Here is a 23457-nt window from a genome sequence, read left to right as displayed (position 1 = left end):
TTATGTTACCTCTAGAAGTCTTAAAAGAAAAAATAGCAAATTCGGAATTGGGTCCAAAATGGCTATGTCTTCCTTTTTTCGAGAGAGATATTTGGTCTCTTGAAGAACTTAGTTACACAGAAGAAGAACGTAAATTGGCTATACAAAAAAATCTTTATTTTAAGGGTTTTTCATTACCTTGGCTTAAGTTGTTGACGAAATTAACCGTTTTAGCAACCTTTAGACAAAAAAGAGCATTGGATAATATTAGGCATCGAATCACTTACTTAAAACAATTGGATGAGTTTTTGATGGCTAAAGGGTATAGTCATCCAGAAGATTTAACTAATAATATATTGCGAGAGTATGTAGCTCAAAGAATGACAAAAGCTCGTCAACAATGTATAGCCTATGCAGTCAGATTATGGTCTGATGAAGGATGGTTGAAATTAACTTACACTGCTTTTAAAATTCAAAAAGAAAATCCTAAATTAGAGACAATTCCAGAAGAAGTCCTTTATCAAATTTACAAAAATTTTGATCTTTTCCCACCACAACTAGAAAGGTTATTTAGACTCCAGCTTGTTTTGGGATGTCGCATCGTAGAAATGATCAGGATGCCTCGCCAATGTCTTAAACAAGAAGGTGATAACTGGTATCTGCTGCGTTGGATAGAAAAACGTAAACACTGGCGGTTCTATCAAATTCATCCTTTAGTAGCTGAATTAGTTCGAGAGCAACAAAAATTTTTAGATGTTGAATTTGGTGCTAATTCTCAATTTGATAAATTGTTTTGTAAAGTTGTTATTTCACACCATAATAATCATGGGAGATTTCAGTCAGAATTAGTTTATGAATCAGAAATTATATCTAAGATATCAATTGCACTTTGGTTAAAAGATTTTAGAGAAGAAGCAGATCTTAAAGACAAGCACGGTAATAGATTTCATCTTACTACCCATCATTTCCGCCGTACTAAAGCTAGCATCATGGCTTATTGTGACGCAGAAGATGAATATATTGCTGCGGTTTTAGGACATGGTTCTTTGGATATGCTGCCACATTATCGTAAGCGTTCTTTAGAGCGATTGGAAAAAGAAGCTAATTCTAAAGGTTATGTCGATAAGTATGGTCAAGTTAGTAGTTTTAAACCTAGAAAACTTAGATACGAAAAACTAGCTGAAATTTTGAAAGTTAGCACTCCGCTAGGAGAATGCCACCGACCCACTATGTTAGGTGATTGCCAGTCCCGTTATGCCTGTCTGAGTTGCGATCACCATCGAGTTACTCTAGAAGACAAGACTAAGTTAGAGGCTGATTACGAAAGCTTACAACAAGATTTAAAGCAAGCAAAAACTGTAGGTCAAGAAAGAAGAATTACTGAAATTAATCGATTAATAGATTTGCTTAAAGTTCGATTAAAAGGTTTAGGAAAACTACAAAATTTGAAGGTGGAGGCAATATAATGACTCAACAGATATCCCATACGATTTCCATTCATCCTACTTTATATGGACAATTAGAAGTAGATTGGAATAAAGAATATCAAAACGAATTTATTTGCCCCCATTGTCAGAAAACCAAGCTGAAAAAAACTTCTTACAAAGAAAGTTCAATATGTAAACTTAGATTTATTTGTCATACCTGCAATAAACGTATCTCTCTGACTTGTCTAGTTCCTGCCTTTATTTACAAATACCGCTCTGATATAGAATGTCCCAACCCACTTTGTACTCAATTAGGACATGATGGGCAAAAAGGATGGATATATACAAGAAGAAATATATATGAACAGTGTGAATGTCGCTATTGCGGTGTTGGCTTTGTGCCTCAATCAACTGCCGCATCAAGCTGGGTTAATAGCACAACGGAACGTCAATTATTACCTTTTTGTTTTGAGGATGACATTTGGTATTTAAGACATTTCTACGATAATCCTTTTCCCGAATCAATTAATTTTCAAAACATATCGCCGCAATGGTATCTATTAGAAGTTAAAAAATATATTCAATATTTACTTAAATCTAGAGTGTATTCTTCACCATCAGGAGTTAGACATACTCTAACAAATTTAAAGCAATTAGGAAAAATTCTAGACACTTATAAAATAAAACAAACAGTTGATATCAGTCGCGAAGCTGTACTCAGATTTTTAGATAATTACAAAAATTGCGACAACAAAACAATCAATCATAAATTAAGCTACATAAAATCTTTTTTTGAATGGTTAGAACTTGATGCATCACACCTAATTCGTAGCCGTGATTATCTTAAAGAGATAAAAAATGATGCTGACTGGTTGGATGAATTAACGCGCACATCTATTAAAGAACATTTGTCGAAAATTCCTGCACCTATTGCTTGCCATTACCTGGTACAGGAGTACACTGCTGCTCGTCCAGGAGATATTTGCCAATTAATTTTTGATTGCTTAGTAGAGGAAAATAGCAAATGGTATATCAAATTCTATCAACATAAAACTAAGCGTTGGCATCAAGTACCTGTTACCCGTGAAATTAGGCAATTAATTGAGGAACAACAACAATGGATAAGACAAGAAATTGGTCTGGAATATACACATTTATTTTGTCATTTCAGGAATGTCAGGAGCAAAAATTACCCTAATTTTACTACTATGAAGCCTTTGCCAATACCACCTCCGTTAACTATAAATGATAATAGGATGGTAGCCATTATTCGTTTACTGATAGAAAAAGAAGACATCCGTGATGCTAATGGGCAGAGACCCCACTTCACAGGTAAAATTACTCGCCATAACAGGTTACAAGAAGTACGAGTAAAATATGGTATTGAAGCTGCTAAACTTTATGCTGACCATGTTAGAAGTAGCACTACTTTTCAAAACTATACACCTCCTACCAGAGAACAAGTAGCAGAAGTAGACTTGCCTTTTCAGGAACTTTTAATGAACACCAATAGCAAGTTCCTCCCTTGGCAATCTTTGCCAGAAAGCCTACTCAACAACCCTAAAGCACACGAACTCGATCTCGAAATTGCTCCTCGCTTAGTGGTTTATGGACACTGTGCCCTCGACCCTAAAACGCCGTGTCCTGTTAATCTTTACCCCAAATGCTATGGCTGTTCCAGTTTTCGCCCTAGCACTGGTAAATTACCTCTCTATGAACGCCAATATAAAGGAGAACAACAAAGACTAACTGAAGCTAAACAAGCAGGTGCAGAATTAGCAAAAGAAGAAGCCGAAGCTACTATAGAAGCAATGGATAAATGGCTACCAGAACTAAGAAATTTAGCACATGGCTAAAAAACATAATCGCGATAAACAAGCTGAAGTTCTGCGTCGTACTCAAGCTCAAAGAAAGGAACAAAAAAAAGAGCAAGTATTAAAAGCAATTCAAGAAATACTTGCTCAAAAACAGCCATTAACATTTGCAAATATTGCAAATGTTTCTGGCTGTTCTATTTCTTATCTCTACAAATGGGATGAGATTAAGGCATATATCCACGAACTTCAACACGAAAAGGAGACTAAACTAAATCCCTTAGAAGAAAAAGACCCAAGACCCCATAGTCTTAAAACTTTACATGAAGTTTCTAAGCAAAGAATTAGAGAACTGGAAGCAGAAATTAGGGAACTCAAGCACCAGAATGAAAAACTTAGAGGTCATGTTGCAGAAATCAACGAACTCAGAGATGAGTGCGATCGCCTGCGATCGCAGTTACGAGAGAAAGCTTCTGCTGATTCATCGACAAAGATAATTCCCTTAAGAATAAATAAACCTGAGACAAGTTCCTCTACACCTGATACACCTAAACCCAGTGAAGTTCATACTGCTGATATTCAGCTAGAAGACTCGGATATCTTTCAATTCATTAACGAAATGGGGATTAAGGTGAATTCAAAACTAAAGCAAGAAATAGCAAGTCGTGAATCTCATAAAGTTAAGTTATCAATTGAAGCTTTTCAAGAGTATCGTAGTAAAACTGATATAGAGAATCCTGCTGCTTGCTTACTAACTATGATACGTGATGAAGCAAAACCTAATATTCCCGAAAAATCTACACCTAAACCATCAAGTAAATCTTCAGTTGCTATGCAAAATAATCAAAAAAAATTAATTTCTCACGATAAGCTCAAACAACTTAGCAAGTTATTTAACGAAAAGAATGAAGAGTAAGCTAAAAAGACCAATAGCAATAGATCTATTTGCTGGTGCGGGAGGGCTAAGTTTAGGATTTGAGCAAGCTGGGTTTGATGTGAAAGCTGCCGTTGAAATCGATCCGGTTCATGCTGCTGTTCATAAGTTTAATTTTCCCTATTGCGTAGTATTACCTTGTTCGATAACTGAGTTATCGGGAAAAGATATTCGAGAAAGAAGTGGAATTGGCAACCAAAATATAGAAATTATTATCTCTGGGTCTCCCTGCCAGGGTTACTCCTATATGGGTCGTCGAGTATTAGACGATCCAAGAAATTTTTTAGTAAAAGATTTTATAAGATTAGTCTTAGAGCTAAAGCCTTCTTATTTCGTTTTTGAAAACGTCAAAGGTTTTACAGTTAGTAAATATCAATCATTTTTAGATGAGTTAATCGAAACTTTCAGTAATAATAATTATCACATCTGTTTACCCTGGAAAGTCCTTAATGCTGCTTATTATGGAATACCACAAAAGAGAGAAAGACTATTTCTAATTGGCGCAAAGAAAGGTTGTGTCTTGCCTGAGTATCCTGCTCCATGTAGCCAACCACTGTTTGCAAAGTTAGCCAATCCTATCTTACCTCCTACTCCATCTTGTTGGGATGCCCTCAAAGATTTGCCAGAAGCAGAAGAATTTGAAGAATTAGTATATAGTGATTGCGTTGAAACGGAGAAATGGAGCAATCCCAGCCACTATGGGCGAGAAATGAGATGTTTAGATGATAGTAGCTGGCATTTTGGCTATAGGAGAAATTGGAATCCCTTTCTTTTGACTTCTAGCATAAGAACTAATCATTCACCAATCTCACGAGCTAGATTTCATGCTACAGAACAGGGAAAGAAAGAACCTGTTTCTCACTTCTTCAAATTGGCAGAAAATGGTATAGCTAATACTTTAAGGGCAGGAACTGATGCTGCTCATGGCTCACATACTTCTCCAAGACCTATTCATTACAGTAGCCCTCGCTGTATTACTGTACGAGAAATGGCACGATTACATGGGTTTCCTGATTGGTTTCGTTTTCACATCACAAAATGGCATGGTGCGAGACAGGTAGGAAATTCAGTTCCGCCACCATTGGCGAGAGCAATTGCTACAGAAATTATGAAATGTTTGGGAATGAATCCAACTACTCCTGAAGATGTTTTGGATCTGGGAGATCCCAAACTTTTATCAATGACTATGAAACAAGCTGCAAATTATTGGCAGCTTAGTATACCAACTAAAGATATTATCAATGTCTAAGAGTAATCAGTTTTTAGGAAACGTAGAAGCAGAAGAAGCCATACTGGGGGGCATCCTACTTGACCCGAATGCTATCAGTATAGTTGCTGATATTCTTCCTGTAGAGGCTTTTTGTACTAATGGTAATCAACAAATTTATAAAGCAACTTTAGAGCTATATCAAAATAATAAACAAACGGACTTGATGACTGTTTCTACTTGGCTAGCAGACCATAAACTATTAGAAAAGGTAGGAGGTAAGAATAAACTATCTCAACTTGTTACTTGTACAGTATCGGCAGTAAATATAGACCATTACGCGGCACTAGTAATGGATAAATACCAACGCCGTCAATTAGTAGCAGTAGGACATACAATAGTAGATTTAGGATGCGATACTAGCATTGAATTAGAACAAGTATTTGAGCAATCTGAACAAAGACTATTTAATCTCACAACTAACAAGAAAGCTAGATTTCAACCTAAACCCATTCATGAGTGTTTAGCTAATGTTTTGAATAAGATAGAGCAAGGTTCATCTCCTGCTTACCTTACGGGTTTAGTAGACTTAGATGCTATCATTGGTGGCTTAATTAAACAAGACTTGATTGTGGTTGCTGCTAGACCATCTATGGGTAAAAGCTGGTTTGGCTGTTATCTGGCTAATTATGTTGCAAGCAGTATTCAGAAGCCAGTATTGTTCTTTAGTGCAGAGATGTCTGAGGAACAACTGGCTAAAAGATTCCTCTCTATGCACACAGGTATTGACTCCCAAAGGCTCATGCACAATCAAATTTATGAGGAGGAATATGATTCTTTAGTACAAGGATTATCTAATCTAGGTAAACTGCCCATTATAATTGATGATACTCCTGCGGGTGACTTAACTCCTACTAAAATTCGTTCTGCACTTCGTAGAATAGAATCGGAAAGAGGAGAGTTAGGATTAGTAGTATTAGACTACATTCAAAAGCTTGGAGATAGAGCAGCAGGCAATAGAGCGCAAGCCATTGGTAAATATTGTGGTGCTTGTAAGGATATCGCTAAAACTTTCAATGTCCCATTTGTAGTTCTGGCTCAAATTAATCGTGGTGTAGAAGGTCAAAGTAATAAACGTCCTTCTATGGCTGATATTAAAGACTCTGGCGACATTGAACAAGATATGGACTTAGGATTATTACTTTATCGAGATGAATATTACAACTCAAATACTATTGATAAAGGGATTATGGAGGTAATAGTCGCTAAAAATAGAAATGGTATAACAGATACTTGTAAGGTGGTGTTTGACCCTAGTATTGGTAACTTTTCTGATTACAAAGAGTAGCTAAATCGTGAACTGTAGAATTTAATGCGGATAATTTGCTCATGCAAAGTTGTGTTTGGCTGCATGATTATTTGAAAAGTAATGCTATGTGTAAGGAACGTGATCGCACCAGAAAAATGGAATTCGCCCTCAACAGTAAAGTATTTTAGTCATAGTGCTGCGATCGCACTCTTTCACCCTCACGCTGCCCAATCTTTACACAGTAGTTCTGCTTGTTGCAGCACTGTCACCATCGCTTTCTCTTGCTTTTCTGGTGGATAGCCATATTTCCGCAGTAGGCGTTTGACTAAACGCCGGAGATTTGCTTTGACGCTTTCTTTCTGTGTCCAGTCGATGGTAACGTTGCGGCGAACTGTCTCTACAAGGTCACGAGCGATCGCCTTGAGGGTATCATCGCCTAATGCTTGGACTGAGGTATCAGTTAAATCCAAGGCATCATAAAAAGCTAGTTCATCTTCTGATAACCCCAGGTTTTCGCCTCGCTTTGTCGCTTCCCGAATTTCCTTTGCTAGTTCGATTAATTCGCTCATCACCTGGGCAGTTTCGATGGCGCGGTTCTGGTATCTTTTAATTGTCTGTTCTAGCATTTCGGCAAAGGAACGGGATTGTACCAAGTTCCTGTGCGATCGCGTTTTGATTTCGTCGTTGATTAATTTGTGCAGCAGTTCTAATGCTAGGTGGCGTTGGGGTAGTTGGCGGACATCTGCTAAAAATTCATCCGAGAGGATGGAAATATCAGGATTTTTTACCCCAGCAGCAGCGAAAATATCTACTACCTCATCACTCGCAACGGCGTTCGAGACAATTTGGCGAATTGCAGTATCTAAATCTTCAGGACTTTTACCGCCAGTGGTGGTGTGCTTAACAAAAGCAGCACGAATAGCTTGGAATAAACCGACTTCATCCCGAATTGCGATCGCATCATCACTGGAACTGCACAAAGCAAATGCTTTGGCTAATTCGTTCACTGCTTGGATAAACTCTTGTTGTCCATCCTCCAGTTCGAGAATATGATCCATTGCTGCGGGAATGATGGAGACACGCTGGGTTGGAGTACCTGTAAAGAACAGCGAATAATCGAACCCGTCTAACATTGCTGTGACGTTTTCGTATTTCTCTAGCATAAGTGCGATCGCTTGTTCTTGAGGAATGCCTGTTTGACCTTGACTGTCAGCAGTATAATCTCTCAGTGCTGCTCGGAGTTGGTCAGCAATGCCCAAGTAGTCCACAACTAAACCGCCTGGTTTGTCTTTGAAGACGCGGTTAACTCTGGCTATGGCTTGCATTAACCCATGACCACGCATTGGTTTATCTATGTAGATGCTATGCAAGCATGGCGCATCAAATCCTGTTAGCCACATATCCCGCACAATTACCAATTTCATGGGGTCATGTTCATTTTTAAATCGCTTTGCTAGTGCTTTACGTCTGGATTTATTGCGGATATGGGGTTGGAATTCTAGAGGATCTGCTGCGGAACCAGTCATCACGACTTTCAGAGTTGCTTTGTCGTCGTCGAGATGATGCCAATCAGGGCGAATTTCGATGATTGCATCGTACAAATCGACGCAAATCTGACGACTCATGCAGACAATCATTGCCTTACCGTCGATAATTTCTTGGCGACGTTCAAAATGCTCTACTATGTCTTTGGCAACTAGGGCAATGCGTTTTTCTGCACCAACTAAAGCTGATAATCTTGCCCATTTAATTTTTAACTGTTCTCTGGTTGAATGTTCCTCACCTTCGGTGACTTCTTCAAATTCTGGATCAATGTGAGGACGTTCTGATTCTTCGAGTTCCAGTTTCGCCATGCGTCCTTCATAATAAATGCGAACTGTGGCTTCATCCTCAACTGCTCTTTGAATATCGTAAATATCAATATAGTCACCAAATATGGCTGGTGTATTAATATCAGTTGATTCTATGGGAGTTCCTGTAAAGCCAATAAATGAAGCGTTAGGTAAAGCATCTCTTAAATGTTTGGCAAAACCGTAAGCAAGATACGTGTCACTTTCATCTTGATTTGTGACTACACGCGCTTCTAAACCGTATTGGCTACGGTGTGCTTCATCTGCAATGACAACGATGTTGCGACGGGGAGAAAGTTCGGGGTATTGTTGTCTTGGTTCTGGTGCGAATTTTTGAATTGTGGTAAAGACAACGCCACCAGATGACACTTGTAGAAGTTCGGTTAAATTTTCCCTATCTTGAGCTTGGACTGGGTTCTGGCGCAACAAGTCAGAACAGTAAGCAAAAGTATTAAATAATTGGTCGTCTAAATCGTTGCGATCCGTAAGTGATTCTGGATTTGACAAAGCATCTGCCCTTAATTCATCAAGGTCAGTAATTGACGCATATCTACCTTGAAAAAGGTTTTTTACGTTAATTATGGGTAAACCGACTCCAAACTGGGTTCTATTAAAGTTAGCTCCATTTCTAAATTCTCCTAACTCTCCAAGAGGGCGAATATCCCAATCACGATAAAGTTTATTGGTCATAAAACAACCCGCCCAAATTTTGTCGAATCAATGCTTCTAACTTCGCCGATGCCTCAAACTGCTGCTCTAACTTTTTAGTCAAATGCAACATCCTCTCCTCAAACCCCTCATCATCATCCTCAACTTCCTTCGCCCCTACATACCGCCCCGGCGTGAGAACATAACCATGTGAAACAATTTCTTCTAACTTGGCATTCTTACAAAAACCCGGAATATCTTCATATTTACCCGCTTCTTTCTCACCACGCCAAGCATGGTAAGTTTGGGCAATGTATTTTATTTCCTCATCTGTCAGTTCCCGATGTACACGATCAATTAAAACCCCCATCTTCCGCGCATCTATAAATAATGTTTCCCCAGTGCGATCGCGAAACTTGCCATTTTTCTTATTTCGTGCAAAAAACCACAAACAAGCGGGAATCTGAGTGTTGTAAAATAACTGCCCTGGCAATGCCACCATACAATCGACCAAATCGGCATCAATAATAGCTTGGCGAATATCACCTTCCCCTGATTGGTTAGAACTCATCGAACCATTCGCCAACACAAAACCAGCAATACCATTTGGTGCTAAATGGTGAATCATTTGCTGTACCCAACCATAGTTAGCATTACCTACGGGTGGAGTGCCATACTGCCAACGGGCATCTTCTCGCAACCTTTCCCCACCCCAATCACTCATGTTAAACGGGGGATTTGCCAGAATAAAATCAGCTTTCAGGTCTTTGTGCAAGTCATTGTGAAAAGTATCAGCATTGCGATCGCCAATATTGCCGTCAATCCCGCGAATTGCCAAATTCATCTTGCACAGTTTCCAAGTTGTCGGGTTTGACTCTTGCCCATAAATGGAAATATCGCCAATCTTTCCTCCATGCGCTTCGACAAACTTCTCCGACTGCACGAACATTCCCCCAGAACCGCAACAAGGGTCATAAATTCGCCCTTTGTAAGGTTCAATCATTTCTACTAACAACTGCACCACACAACGCGGGGTATAAAATTGTCCGCCTCTCTTTCCTTCCGCAGTAGCGAACTGTCCCAGGAAATACTCGTAAACTCGCCCCAAAATATCTTTAGAACGGCTTGCTTCATCTCCTAAGCCAATTTTGCTAATTAGGTCAATTAGTTCTCCCAGCAGTTGTTTATCTAAAGCTGGCTTATTGTAATCCTTGGGTAACACGCCTTTGAGCGATGGGTTCTCCTTCTCAATGGCATCCATCGCCTCATCTAACAGTTTGCCAATAGTGGATTGTTTGGCATTAGCTTGTAAATATGACCATCGCGCTTCCTTGGGAACCCAGAAAACATTTTCTGCCGTGTACTCGTCGCGGTCTTCCGGGTCAGCATAGGGTTGCTTTGCCAGGATTTCGTAAAGTTCACCGAAGGCATCGGAAATATATTTAAGGAAAATCAACCCTAAGACAACGTGCTTATACTCCGCTGCGTCCATGTGACCCCGCTGCTTATCCGCAGCTAACCACAGAGCTTGTTCAAAACCTAATGTCGCCCCATTGCCGTTATTCTGTTCCGTTTTTTTCTGACCACGAGCCACTAATAACTACTCCCTTAAGTAAAATCTCTTCTAATACGAGTTAATGCCTGGTTTAATCCCTCACTGTGAATCCAACCGACAAACCCGCCGTAAATCATTCTGTCATTGCGATCGCCTAAAAAAGCATGGTCAACACCAACGGGGTTTTTCCAAGTTCTCACAACTGTCCCGTCTGTAAGCTTCATGAAGGGAATTGACCGCTGAAAATCTCTGTGGTTTGCAGGAGTCATACCAGGGACATTCTCCAAAATAGCCATTACCTCTTGAGTGACATTTTTGGTGTGAGTTTTTACCGTAGCTTTGAGCCTTTCTTTAAGGTTTCTGTCAAACAATAGCAAAAAATCAATTTCTTTAAACAGCTTGGTATGTGATTGAGTCTGCCGTCTCTGGCTATAAATACCTGTTAAGAAACCTTCCAGAATTACTTTTGCCAAAGCATTGCTAATCAAACCTATTAGTCCTAAGACAGCAATTCCACCCACCATCCCTGCTGGACCTCCCAGGAATGCTAAAGCTGCGGTGATAGCAGCGGCATCTTTTAAACCTGTAGTCGCCATTAATACCGCCAAGATAATACAAGGTAATCCGATAGCAGCAAGTTTTTTGACGACTTCATCCATACCCTTTCACCGCAAGACAAGATTCATATCAAGTCTTTTTTAACACATGTGAAAGTTAAAATTGCTGAAATTGCAGTAATCCTTTATGGCAGGAATCACAATATCGACTTTGCGATCGCATTTTTATCAACAGCAACGCAAAATTCAGGTTGTCTAAAGGAGACTCAATTTCACTCCAAATCCTTATAGTTTGTAAACTGTAGTAGCTCAAAATTTTATTATTTGTTTACTGCTGTAGCTATTATATGAGCAATAAGGACGATAAAAAAACCAGAATGTATATTTATGTTGCAGATGTTGTAGCAGTTGCTTGGAACAAAGACAGAGGAATGCTTTTAAAGCGATTGCGGGGAAAAAAATCACGTCAAAAACTAGCTGATGAAATTGCAGCTAAGGGAGGGGAATGCTCCCATCAAAATCTCAAGAAACTAGAGTACGGTGAGTCCGAAAGTGTCTCAACCAAAGTATTAGAGGCTGTTTGTGCTGCATTAGATATTTCTTTAAGTGACTTTCTCAGTACTGTCGAAGTGACTAATTAGAGTTTTGAATATTTTTTCTTGATTTTAGATACTAAAGTATCTAAAATATTTAATGACATCAAAAAGGCGATCGTCCTCCGGCAAGAGTATGCGATCGCCTTTTAAACCCCGTTAATGAGGTTACTTAAATGATTGTACAAGAAGAGTTCGATGACGAAACCTCGGCTCAATCAGAGTTTGAGGAATACATTGACCAGCTTGCTGAAACAATAGCGCCAGAAATTGAGATCGATTCAGTACCAGATGAACTCGGAGAACTGTATCGAGTGTGGAATAGCTATCATCTGCTGGGAACTTTTTATCAGAACCTTGAAGGCAAATGGGTCGCACAAGCCTGTAATAGAGATGAAAGACCTTGTTGCGACACCCCTGAATTAGCACAGCTTTTTATAATTGCTGTAAACGGGTTGCTAGTTGCAGATGTAGCGTAATACATAATTACTTTTTATACACCAATTTTCCATCACCTAGAGACGTGCATTTAAGCACGTCTCTTTTTTGTTTGAAGCTTTTTATAAATAGAACTATCTCCAATAATTAAATAAATATAAAATTGGATTTTTCATAGCTTGATTTAGCTTACTTTGTAGAAGGTAAATCTAAAATCCTTGATTTGACGTAATTTTACATTGTGGAATAACTATAATCCACCCTGTCAAGGGTTTTCGCTTATTGGTAAAAGAGCTTTTGACGATCCGCGCAATTCTTTAGTATTTCACTTTCATCGATTAGTTTTGGAGCTACAACCGAAATTTTTTGTCATGGAAAATGTTCGGGGTATTACAGTCGGTGAACATAAACAAATACTTAAAACCTTAATTAACGAGTTTAAAATTAAAGGTTATCAGGTAGAAGAAAATTACCAAGTTCTTAACGCCGCTTATTATGGAGTACCACAGTCTCGTGAGAGATTATTTCTCATTGGTGCTAGAGAAGATGTTAAATTACCGAAATACCCCCAGCCAATTACGCAACCCGCAAAGCCTAACGATTCTACACAGCAAAATTCCTTGGTTTTACCGTTCGGCCCCACAGTATGGGACGCAATTAAAGATATTCCCGAAGTAGAAAACTATTCAGAGTTATTAGTAAGAGATTGGGTAGTGGCAGAGTATGGCAAACCTAGTAACTATGCTCTGACACTTCGCGGCATCGCTACTTTAGAAAATGATTATTCCTACGAACGTGAATTTGATTCTCGAATTCTCTCTTCCAGTCTTCGCACAAAACACTCAACTGCAACTATTGAACGTTTTACTGCTACAGTTCCAGGAGAAAGAGAACCCATTAGTCGTTTTCATAAGCTGCATCCTGGCGGTGTTTGTAACACCTTAAGAGCAGGAACAGACAAGTATAAAGGTTCTTTCACCTCTCCTAGACCGATTCATCCATTCACACCCCGATGTATCACGGTAAGAGAAGCAGCACGCCTGCATTCTTACCCCGACTGGTTTAGATTTCATATGACAAAATGGCACGGTTTTCGGCAAGTGGGTAACTCTGTACCTCCATTGCTAGCAAAGGCTGTAGCTACTGAAATTATTCGTCAATTAAATGTGTTACCTAGCAAGCCAAGCGTCCGATATAAATTGGGTTTGGAGAGCTTGCTTCAACTTAATATGTCGCAAGCAGCGCAACGTTACAGCATAATTATGAATTATGAATTACAACAGACTTAATATTAAATTGCTATTAGTTTGCTCACAATCTATAATTTTTACTCTTGAAGATGCTGGACAGATTGTCTTCTTTTTCTTTTTAGCTTTGCGCCTTGGCGTGAGACTAATTCATATTTCCACTCAGCAACGCCCTATTTGTCAGGCTATTGAGATTACTAATTGGGAAGCGATCGCAGATTTCTCTGATATAAACTCTGAAATTATTGCAGACATCCCCACACCCTATTTTTATTGGCATTGCTTGTAATGTAGCAGCAATCCTTAAGCAGTTAAGGATATTTTCATGAAGGCAGAATAATTTTCAAATAAACACCGATAAATAACCGATAAATATCGGTGTTTATCTGTGGTTTGTTTTGTTACTATTCAGATTTTTGCCACAATTCCAATGTCTGAACAGCTGCCTGCTGAAGTTCAGGATTGCCATTCTGCGCTAATTCTTGTAGAACTGTGACAAGTTTGCGATCGCCTGGGTAGATGAGTTGTCCAAGTTGTTTGACATATTGTAGTTGCTCGAAAGGTTGTGATTGCGGTAGTTTTTCCAGCAAATACGACCTATAGCATTCTAAAAAGTGGTTTTCAAAACCTAGCGCCTGCTTGCACAAGTGGTGTAACAACTGTCTATCACCCGTCGCTTTTGGTATCAAATAAGCCCATCGCCTACAGCAGTACTCGTAAATTTGCTCTACTAATTCTGTCCACTGGTCATTAATCCAAATGCGGTATTGTGTGGCACAATTGCGCTTCCAGCTTCCGGTTCCAATATACTTACCAGTTTTATGTAAAATTAGTGCGTCTGCTGGGGAAAGTACATTTATTACCAAATCTTTGATTCCCTTCTGACTCGCCCCATCGCGCAAATGCATCAAGCGGCGGTCATAGCCATAAAACTCACCTACTGGGTCAGGATAGCCGAGAGGAAAGGTTAACTGGGGAGGATTACCGCGTAGCTGTGCAAACAAACGATACTGTCCAAACATTGAATCACGGATATGGCCTGCGACTGCCTTGAGAGGAACAGAGTCCCGAATGTCTTCCCCATACATCAAAAGGCTAGCTGTTTGGAATTTCACCCCACCAACAGACAATAGTTGTGCTTCATCCACTGGGATGAGATCCAATGCAAACGGACACTGCTGTTGACATTCTTGTTTATAAGATGTAAATCTTTGTTTTTCCTCTGGAGTTTGCTTATCCTTGAACACTATTACTATATCGATGTCACTGGTTGCTACTGCCTCGCCAACGGCATAACTACCAACGAGGTAATAGCCGCGAATTCTTTTAAAGAAATGGTAGTCGCCCAATTTAATAATTTCTGAAATTATTTGGTCAATTTTGGGAAAATTAGTTGAGTTAAGGAGAGCAATATTAGTCATATTCATGGTTGCGTAAAAATCTTCCCCCTTGGGATATATGTCAAAATAAATAGGTAATAAAACTAGGAAAATATTTACTGTGAAAAATATCTTTTAAGCAGCTATCTTAAGGACGATGCGAAAGCTATCATTGGCTAAGTAAGGCTGCAACAAGTGTGGCAACAGCCTTGTTTAATGGATAGAAGCATAAGGTTAATTGAACCCCAGGCAAAATACCGCTAATTATGAACTTAACAGTACCCTCCTAAGAAAGTTGGGGGTAGAAAAAATATAAAAATTTCTTAAGGATCAGGCAATGGCAACTGAACAGCTAACTAGAGAAAGCGATAGTCTAGATTTAAAACAACTACTGAGAACACTAACTGCTGTTAAAAAAGGTGATTTTTCTGCTCGGATGCCTATTGAACAAACAGGCATAGCAGGGAAAATAGCCGATACGCTCAACGATATTATTGACCAGAATGAGCGGATGGCGGCTGAACTTCAGCGGATTGGTACTGTAGTTGGTAAAGAAGGCAAGATTACTGAACGTGCTTCTCTAGGTAATGTTCGCGGTTCATGGACAGATTGTGTTAATTCTGTCAATACCCTAATTACAGATTTAGTTCAGCCGACAGCAGAAACTACTCGTGTTATTAGAGCTGTAGCCAATGGCGACTTATCCCAAACGATCGCCCCGGAAATTGAAGGCAGACCCCTCAAAGGAGAGTTTCTCCAAACTGCCAATATTGTCAACACAATGGTAGATCGGCTCGGCTCCTTTGCATCGGAAGTTACAAGGGTTGCTCGTGAGGTGGGAACCGAAGGTAAGCTGGGTGTGCAAGCACAAGTAAACGGCGTGGCTGGTACTTGGAAGGACTTGACCGATAACGTAAATTTAATGGCAGGTAATCTGACTGGCCAGGTGCGGAATATTGCAGAAGTTGCCACAGCGATCGCTAACGGTGACCTCTCGAAAAAAATTACAGTTAACGTTAAAGGCGAAATTCTAGAACTCAAGAACACCGTCAACACGATGGTGGATCAGCTCAACTCCTTCGCATCAGAAGTAACACGAGTTGCCAGGGAAGTGGGAACCGAAGGTAAGTTGGGTGTGCAAGCAGAAGTACGGGGTGTAGCAGGTACTTGGAGGGATCTTACCGAGTCAGTGAATATGATGGCTGGTAATTTGACAGCCCAAGTAAGAAATATTGCTGAAGTGACAACGGCGGTAGCCAATGGTGACCTTTCTAAGAAAGTTACAGTTGATGTTAAAGGCGAAATTTTAGAGTTGAAAAACACCGTCAACATCATGGTGGATCAACTTAACTCCTTTGCATCAGAAGTAACCAGGGTTGCCCGTGAGGTGGGAGCAGAAGGTAAATTAGGTGGTCAAGCGGAAGTGCGCGGCGTAGCGGGTACGTGGAAAGACTTGACCGATAGTGTAAACTTCATGGCGGGTAGTTTAACGGCACAGGTGCGGAATATTGCCGAAGTCACAACGGCGGTGGCAAATGGCGACCTTTCCAAGAAAATTACCGTCGATGTTAAAGGTGAAATTTTAGAGCTGAAAAACACGATCAACACAATGGTGGATCAGCTTAATTCTTTTGCATCAGAAGTAACAAGAGTTGCCAGAGAAGTGGGAACCGAAGGTAAGTTAGGCGTACAAGCCGAAGTGCGTGGTGTGGCGGGTACGTGGAAAGACTTAACCGATAATGTAAACTTAATGGCAGGCAATCTTACCGGACAGGTACGCAACATCGCAGAAGTTGCCACAGCGATCGCCAACGGTGACCTCTCGAAGAAAATCACTGTCGATGTCAGAGGCGAAATTTTTGAACTTAAGAACACCATCAACATCATGGTGGATCAACTTAGTTCCTTCGCTTCAGAAGTAACAAGAGTTGCCCGCGAGGTGGGTAGTGAAGGAAAGTTAGGTGTACAAGCGGATGTGCGCGGTGTGGCGGGTACATGGAAAGACTTGACAGACAGCGTGAACTTCATGGCGGGCAGCTTAACAGCCCAAGTGCGTAATATTGCCGAAGTCACAACGGCGGTGGCAACCGGTGACCTTTCCAAAAAAATTACCGTCGATGTGAAAGGTGAAATTTTAGAGCTGAAAAATACCATCAATACAATGGTGGATCAACTCAACTCCTTCGCTTCAGAAGTAACGCGAGTTGCCCGCGAGGTGGGCAGTGAAGGGAAGTTGGGCGTGCAAGCAGAAGTGCGCGGCGTAGCGGGTACGTGGAAAGACTTGACAGACAGCGTGAACTTCATGGCGGGAAGCTTAACAGCCCAAGTGCGGAACATTGCTGAAGTCACAACGGCGGTGGCAAATGGCGACCTTTCTAAGAAAATCACCGTCGATGTTAAAGGCGAAATTTTAGAGTTGAAAAATACCATTAACACGATGGTGGATCAGCTCAGTTCCTTTGCATCAGAAGTAACGCGGGTGGCGCGAGAGGTGGGAACCGAAGGGAAACTGGGCGTGCAAGCCGAGGTGCGCGGTGTGGCTGGCACATGGAAGGATTTGACTGGTGCGGTGAATATGATGGCGGGTAACCTCACTGACCAAGTGCGGAATATCGCGGAAGTAGCCACAGCGATCGCTAATGGTGACCTCTCGAAGAAAATTACTGTCCAAGTCAAAGGTGAAATTTTGGAGTTGAAGAACACCATTAATATCATGGTGGATCAACTCAACTCCTTTGCATCAGAAGTAACAAGAGTTGCCCGCGAGGTGGGTAGTGAAGGTAAGCTGGGTGTGCAAGCAGATGTGCGCGGTGTTGCTGGGACGTGGAAGGATCTCACCGATAGCGTGAACTTCATGGCGGGTAGCTTAACAGCCCAAGTACGAAACATCGCTGCTGTGACAACGGCGGTGGCAAATGGCGACCTCTCCAAGAAAATTTCTGTAGATGTGAAAGGTGAAATTTTAGAGTTGAAAAACACCGTCAACACGATGGTGGATCAGCTTAACTCCTTCGCCTCAGAAGTCACAAGGGTGGCGCGAGAGGTGGGAACCGAAGGAAAATTAGGTGTACAAGCAGAGGTAAAAGGCGTTGCTGGTACGTGGAAAGACTTGACAGACAGTGTGAACTTCATGGCGGGAAGCTTGACAGCCCAAGTGCGGAACATTGCCGAAGTGACAACGGCGGTGGCAAATGGCGACCTCTCGAAGAAAATCACCGTTGATGTGAAAGGTGAAATCTTGGAGTTGAAAAATACCATCAACACGATGGTGGATCAGCTTAACTCCTTCGCCTCAGAAGTAACGCGGGTGGCGCGAGAGGTGGGAACCGAAGGTAAATTAGGCGTGCAAGCTTACGTTAGGGGAGTAGCCGGCACTTGGAAAGATTTGACAGATAACGTGAACTCGATGGCGGGTAACCTGACAGCCCAGGTGCGGAACATTGCCGAAGTTACTAAAGCGGTGGCAAACGGCGACCTCTCGAAGAAAATTACTGTTGATGTTAAAGGCGAAATTCTTGAGCTAAAAGACACGATCAACACGATGGTGGATCAGCTCAGTTCCTTTGCATCGGAAGTAACGAGAGTTGCCAGGGAAGTGGGAACCGAAGGAAAACTGGGCGGTCAAGCGCAAGTCCAAGGTGTTGCTGGTACTTGGAAAGATTTGACAGACAATGTGAACTCAATGGCGGGCAACTTAACAGCCCAAGTGCGAGGCATCGCCAGAGTCGTCACAGCAGTTGCTAATGGTGACTTGAAACGAAAATTAATGCTCGATGCTAAGGGAGAAATTGAAACCTTAGCAGAGACAATCAACGAGATGATTGACACCCTTGCCACTTTCGCAAATCAGGTAACCACAGTGGCGCGGGAAGTGGGAATTGAAGGGAAGTTAGGCGGTCAAGCTAAAGTTCCTGGGGCAGCCGGAACTTGGAAAGATTTGACCGACAACGTAAACGAACTTGCTGCCACTCTCACCACTCAGTTACGAGCGATCGCAGAAGTGGCAACAGCGGTAACAAAAGGCGATTTAACTCGTTCTATTGCCGTTGAAGCTTTAGGAGAAGTGGCGATCCTCAAAGACAACATCAACCAGATGATTGCCAACCTCCGAGAGACAACGCAGAAAAACACCGAACAAGACTGGTTAAAAACTAACCTCGCCAAGTTTACCCGGATGCTCCAAGGTCAGCGAGACTTGGAAACCGTATCTAAACTGATTCTCTCGGAACTAGCACCTCTGGTAGGAGCGCAACATGGCGTATTCTACCTGATGGAAACACTAGAGCATAACCCTTATTTAAAACTACTTAGCAGCTATGCTTACCGCGAGCGTAGACATTTGGCTAACCGCTTCTACTTGGGTGAAGGATTGGTAGGACAATGTGCTTTAGAAAAAGAGCGCATTCTGCTCACCGACGTACCGAGCGATTATGTCAAAATTGGTTCTGGACTGGGTGAAGCCTCTCCACTCAATGCTGTAGTTCTACCCGTACTATTTGAAGGGCAAGTAACAGCGGTAATTGAATTAGCTTCTTTCCGCCGCTTTAGCGAGATTCATTTAACATTCTTCGATCAACTCACCGAAAGTATTGCGATCGTCCTCAATACGATCGCAGCTTCAATGCGTACAGAAGAATTGCTCAAGCAATCCCAATCTCTAGCAGAAGAACTACAAACCCAGCAAAACGAGCTGCGAGAAACCAACAAGCGCCTAGAACAACAAGCTCAATCACTCAAAGCTTCTGAAGATTTGCTCAAGAGACAGCAAGAAGAATTACAGCAAACTAATGCCGAATTAGAAGAAAAAGCAGAGATGTTGGCGTTGCAAAAGAAAGAAGTTGAGCATAAAAATCTTGAAATAGAACACGCCAGACGGTCTTTGGAAGAAAAAGCCGAACAATTGGCGCTTTCGTCAAAATACAAGTCTGAGTTTTTAGCTAATATGTCCCACGAACTGCGGACACCACTGAACAGCTTGTTGATTTTGGCGAGGCTATTAGCAGATAACATTGATGGCAACCTCACCACCAAACAAGTAGAGTACAGCCAAACAATTTACTCAGCAGGTACTGACCTTTTAACGTTAATTAATGACATTCTCGATCTCGCCAAAATTGAATCGGGAACTATGTCAATTGAAATGACCCAGATGCTGGTGACAGAGTTAAAAGACCAGACTGAGCGCACCTTCAGCCAAGTAGCTCAGAACAAAGGACTGGCTTTTACAATTGAATTAGCTCCAGAATTGCCAAAAACCATTTATACCGATGCCAAGCGCTTACAACAAGTCCTGAAAAATCTGCTTTCCAACGCTTTTAAATTTACAGAGCGAGGAGAGGTACGTTTGCAGATTGAAGTTGCAAAACAGGGATGGAGCCTCAACCAAGATACCCTCAATCGTGCCCAGCTAGTTATTGCTTTTGCAGTCAGTGATACAGGTATTGGTATTGCCGCCGATAAACAAAAAGTAATTTTCGAGGCGTTTCAGCAAGCCGATGGTACTACCAGTCGTAAGTATGGTGGTACTGGATTAGGCTTGTCAATTAGCCGTGAAATCGCCCGCCTCTTTGGTGGAGAAATTAAACTTGTCAGTCAACCCGGTCAAGGTAGTACATTTACGTTCTATCTGCCGCAATTTAATTCTGAGCCACGAGCCTTGAGTCCTAGCCCGGAGTATACCTTAGCACCGTCCAAGATTCAGCACTCAGCAATTAATACTCAGCACATAACACTTCCTAGTCAGCAAGCACTGGCTTCTCAGCACTCATCGCTCCTAGATGATGATCGCGCCAATATCGTAGATGGCGATCGCGTGCTGCTGATTGTAGAAGATGATATTAACTTTGCGCGCATCCTAATTGAGATGGCTCAAGAGCAAGGATTTAAGGTGATCACTGCCCAAACTGGTACTGCTGGACTTACATTGGCACAGCAATTCCAGCCATCAGCCATTTTGTTGGATATCCGCTTGCCAGAAATGGATGGTTGGACAGTTTTAGACCGCTTAAAGCACGACCCAAATACGCGCCACATTCCCGTACATATCATGACAGTTGAGGAAGGACGGCAGCGTGGTTTACAACTAGGAGCACTCGCATATCTGCAAAAGCCTGTAACTAGTGAAACCATATCTGAAGCATTAACCAAAATCAAAGGTTTTATTGAACGTCGAGTCAAAAACCTGCTGGTAGTTGAAGATAACGATACTCAACGGCACAGCATTATCGAATTGATGGGCAATAGCGATGTCACTACCACTGCTGTTAGCACAGGTGCAGAAGCTTTAGAAGCGATTCGCTCACAGCATTTTGATTGTCTTGTCCTCGACTTAGGGCTACCAGATATGAGCGGTTTTGAATTGATCGAGCAGATCAAGCTCCTGCCCAATGGCGAATCGCTACCGATTATTGTTTATACTGGCCAAGAACTTACCAGAGGGCAAGAAACTGAACTTAAGCGCATAGCAGATACCATCATCGTCAAAGACGTGCGATCGCCCGAACGTCTCCTCGATGAAACAGCATTATTCTTGCACCGCGTCCAAGCAAATTTGCCCGCACCCACACGCCAAATATTAGAACAACTCCAATCAAGAGACCACTTACTCGCTGGTAAAAAGGTGCTAATTGTAGACGACGATGTACGTAACATCTTTGCGCTGACGAGTATGCTAGAGCGCCATCACATGCAAGTTTTATACGCTGAAAACGGCAGGGAAGGCATCGCCATGTTACAAAGTACACCAGACATTGATGTCGTTTTAATGGACGTGATGATGCCAGAGATGGACGGTTACGAAACAACACGCCTAATTCGCCAAAACGCTCAGTTGAAATCGTTGCCAATCATTGCACTTACCGCTAAAGCCATGCAAGGCGATCGCGAAAAATGTATTGAAGCTGGAGCATCCGACTATATCACCAAACCAGTTGATACTGAACAGTTACTTTCGTTATTACGCGTTTGGTTATATAGATGAATCCCCATCTAGAAGATATTGAAATTCAATTGCTGCTAGAGGGCATATTCCGTTACTACGGTTTTGACTTTAGGAATTATGCCCTAGCTTCAATGAAGCGCCGCATTTGGAATACGATTCGTTCAGAGCAATTAGACAGCATATCTGGACTGCAAGAAAAAGTTCTCCACGATCGCGATTGTATGGAGCGGTTTTTACTTAACCTCTCGGTTCACGTAACCGCCATGTTCCGCGATTCTAGCTTTTATCTTGCCTTTAGAAATAAAGTTGTGCCGCTATTAAAAACTTATCCTTTTATTCGCATTTGGCATGCAGGTTGTTCTACAGGTGAAGAAGTTTATTCTATGGCAATTTTGCTGCAAGAAGAAGGACTTTATCATCGTTCCAGGCTCTATGCCACTGATATGAATGAAATGGTATTACGCAAAGCCAAAGCTGGAATTTTTCCCTTAGAATTGATGCAGCAGTATACTCAAAATTATCTAGAAGCTGGAGGTAAAAACTATTTTTCCGAGTATTATACTGCCGCCTACGATAACGCGATTTTTCGCCCATCTCTCAAAGAAAATATCGTCTTTTCACCTCACAATTTAGCAACTGATAGTTCTTTCAACGAATTTAATGTCATTCTGTGCCGTAATGTCTTGATCTACTTCAACAAATCACTCCAAGAAAAAGTGCATAGTTTGTTGTACGAAAGCTTAATTAGGTTTGGAATTTTAGGCTTGGGACGCCAAGAGTCGCTAAAGTTCACACCATATGAGAAACACTATGAGGAGTTAGTCAGAAGTGAGAAGCTCTACCGACGAATTGTCTAGAGGCAAAGAAACAGCGAATCGCCCCTACTTTGAACTCGTCGTGATTGGTGCATCATTAGGAGGGCTAAACGCCTTAGCAATTCTGCTCAGAGGGCTACCAGAAAACTTCCCCGTACCTGTAGCCATAGCACAACACCGTCGGTCGAATAGCGAGGATGGGTTAAGCAAATTGCTGCACCATTACAGCAATTTGCATGTCAAAGAAGCAGAAGACAAAGAAGAAATTTTACCAGGAACAGTTTACTTGGCTCCTGCTGATTATCATTTATTGGTGGAAGGAGGAGACGGTTCTATAGTACGTCCTTATTTTGCGCTTTCAACAGAAGCAAACGTCACATATACTAGACCTTCGATAGATGTACTATTTGAGTCAGCAGCCGATGCTTATGCCGAAAAGGTGATTGGTGTACTGTTAACAGGAGCCAATCACGACGGTACACGAGGACTAGCAAAAATTAAAGCACGCGGTGGTAAAGCCGTGGTACAAGACCCTGCAACAGCTGAATGCCCGATTATGCCAGCAGCAGCGATCGCCGCTATGATAGTAGACAAAATTCTGCCGCTAAAAGATATCTCTAGCTTCTTAGCCAAAATTTGTTTCCCTATGCTTTTGTAAGCAAAGTGCTTGTATTACACTAAATCTTGCTGCTCGACAATATATACCTAGAAGGGCCAAATTTGCAACCTGAGATAGTAGCAAAACCGCCATTATAAGTTGAAAGT

The 23457-nt window shown here is 41.5% G+C and carries 15 protein-coding genes and 1 pseudogene; 12 read left to right on the top strand and 4 right to left on the bottom strand.

Annotated elements, in window-relative coordinates:
- Positions 1-2: 2 nt before the first annotated feature.
- The 5 genes from AC5JL8_RS19700 to dnaB are packed head-to-tail and all read left to right on the top strand — an operon-like array spanning position 3 to position 6709.
- The gene (locus tag AC5JL8_RS19700) at positions 3-1445 is read left to right on the top strand and encodes a tyrosine-type recombinase/integrase (RefSeq protein WP_495881369.1); all 1443 of its coding nucleotides are present in this window, start codon (positions 3-5) and stop codon (positions 1443-1445) included.
- Entirely contained in the window at positions 1445-3262 is a 1818-nt protein-coding gene (locus tag AC5JL8_RS19695; RefSeq protein WP_495881368.1) for a site-specific integrase, read from the top strand. Before AC5JL8_RS19700 ends, AC5JL8_RS19695 begins: the two co-directional genes overlap by 1 nt.
- On the top strand, positions 3255-4136 hold the full coding sequence (locus tag AC5JL8_RS19690) for a DUF6262 family protein (RefSeq protein WP_495881367.1): 882 nt from the start codon (positions 3255-3257) through the stop codon (positions 4134-4136). The genes AC5JL8_RS19695 and AC5JL8_RS19690 overlap by 8 nt, the downstream gene beginning before the upstream one ends.
- On the top strand, positions 4126-5403 hold the full coding sequence (locus AC5JL8_RS19685; protein ID WP_495881366.1) for a DNA cytosine methyltransferase: 1278 nt from the start codon (positions 4126-4128) through the stop codon (positions 5401-5403). The genes AC5JL8_RS19690 and AC5JL8_RS19685 overlap by 11 nt, the downstream gene beginning before the upstream one ends.
- A complete protein-coding gene (dnaB, locus tag AC5JL8_RS19680; RefSeq protein ID WP_495881365.1) occupies positions 5396-6709 on the top strand; it encodes a replicative DNA helicase in 1314 nt (437 codons plus the stop codon). The genes AC5JL8_RS19685 and dnaB overlap by 8 nt, the downstream gene beginning before the upstream one ends.
- Positions 6710-6888: 179 nt before the next feature.
- On the opposite strand, the gene AC5JL8_RS19675 is transcribed toward dnaB, so the two are convergent.
- Genes AC5JL8_RS19675 through AC5JL8_RS19665 form a run of 3 tightly spaced genes read right to left on the bottom strand, consistent with a single transcriptional unit; the run spans position 6889 to position 11382 of the window.
- Positions 6889-9210: a type I restriction endonuclease subunit R gene (locus AC5JL8_RS19675; protein ID WP_495881364.1), complete on the bottom strand. Its 2322-nt coding sequence runs from the start codon at positions 9208-9210 to the stop codon at positions 6889-6891.
- Entirely contained in the window at positions 9200-10762 is a 1563-nt protein-coding gene (locus AC5JL8_RS19670) for a class I SAM-dependent DNA methyltransferase (RefSeq protein ID WP_495881363.1), read from the bottom strand. Before AC5JL8_RS19670 ends, AC5JL8_RS19675 begins: the two co-directional genes overlap by 11 nt.
- A 14-nt stretch (positions 10763-10776) precedes the next feature.
- The gene (locus tag AC5JL8_RS19665; protein ID WP_495881362.1) at positions 10777-11382 is read right to left on the bottom strand and encodes a hypothetical protein; all 606 of its coding nucleotides are present in this window, start codon (positions 11380-11382) and stop codon (positions 10777-10779) included.
- A gap of 245 nt (positions 11383-11627) precedes the next feature.
- On the opposite strand from AC5JL8_RS19665, the gene AC5JL8_RS19660 reads away from it, so the two are divergent.
- The 4 genes and pseudogenes from AC5JL8_RS19660 to AC5JL8_RS19645 all read left to right on the top strand — a co-directional run bounded on the left by AC5JL8_RS19660 (position 11628) and on the right by AC5JL8_RS19645 (position 13847).
- Positions 11628-11921, top strand: coding sequence for a helix-turn-helix domain-containing protein (locus AC5JL8_RS19660; protein WP_495881361.1), 294 nt, complete (start codon positions 11628-11630; stop codon positions 11919-11921).
- 128 nt (positions 11922-12049) lie between these two features.
- The gene (locus tag AC5JL8_RS19655; RefSeq protein ID WP_495881360.1) at positions 12050-12352 is read left to right on the top strand and encodes a hypothetical protein; all 303 of its coding nucleotides are present in this window, start codon (positions 12050-12052) and stop codon (positions 12350-12352) included.
- A 219-nt stretch (positions 12353-12571) separates the two neighbouring features.
- Positions 12572-13600: pseudogene (locus AC5JL8_RS19650) on the top strand (DNA cytosine methyltransferase); the annotation flags it as partial.
- The gene (locus AC5JL8_RS19645) at positions 13581-13847 is read left to right on the top strand and encodes a hypothetical protein (RefSeq protein ID WP_495881359.1); all 267 of its coding nucleotides are present in this window, start codon (positions 13581-13583) and stop codon (positions 13845-13847) included. The pseudogene AC5JL8_RS19650 and the gene AC5JL8_RS19645, both read left to right, overlap by 20 nt.
- 115 nt (positions 13848-13962) lie before the next feature.
- Here AC5JL8_RS19645 and AC5JL8_RS19640 read toward each other — a convergent pair whose 3' ends face one another.
- Positions 13963-14979 (bottom strand): nucleotidyltransferase domain-containing protein, encoded by a 1017-nt coding sequence (locus AC5JL8_RS19640; protein ID WP_495881358.1) that lies wholly within the window; start codon positions 14977-14979, stop codon positions 13963-13965.
- Between the two features lie 295 nt (positions 14980-15274).
- Here AC5JL8_RS19640 and AC5JL8_RS19635 point away from each other — a divergent pair, with 295 nt between their 5' ends.
- The 3 genes from AC5JL8_RS19635 to AC5JL8_RS19625 are packed head-to-tail and all read left to right on the top strand — an operon-like array spanning position 15275 to position 23350.
- Positions 15275-21916: a HAMP domain-containing protein gene (locus tag AC5JL8_RS19635; RefSeq protein WP_495881357.1), complete on the top strand. Its 6642-nt coding sequence runs from the start codon at positions 15275-15277 to the stop codon at positions 21914-21916.
- Complete coding sequence (locus AC5JL8_RS19630) at positions 21913-22734, top strand: CheR family methyltransferase (RefSeq protein ID WP_495881356.1); 822 nt, start codon at positions 21913-21915, stop codon at positions 22732-22734. The genes AC5JL8_RS19635 and AC5JL8_RS19630 overlap by 4 nt, the downstream gene beginning before the upstream one ends.
- Positions 22706-23350, top strand: a complete 645-nt coding sequence (locus tag AC5JL8_RS19625; RefSeq protein WP_495881355.1) for a chemotaxis protein CheB — start codon at positions 22706-22708, stop codon at positions 23348-23350. The genes AC5JL8_RS19630 and AC5JL8_RS19625 overlap by 29 nt, the downstream gene beginning before the upstream one ends.
- Positions 23351-23457 lie beyond the last annotated feature (107 nt).

Source organism: Mojavia sp., assembly GCF_059505145.1.
The sequence above is the reverse complement of the archived record's forward strand: the minus strand, read 5'-3'. Positions and strand labels throughout refer to the sequence as shown.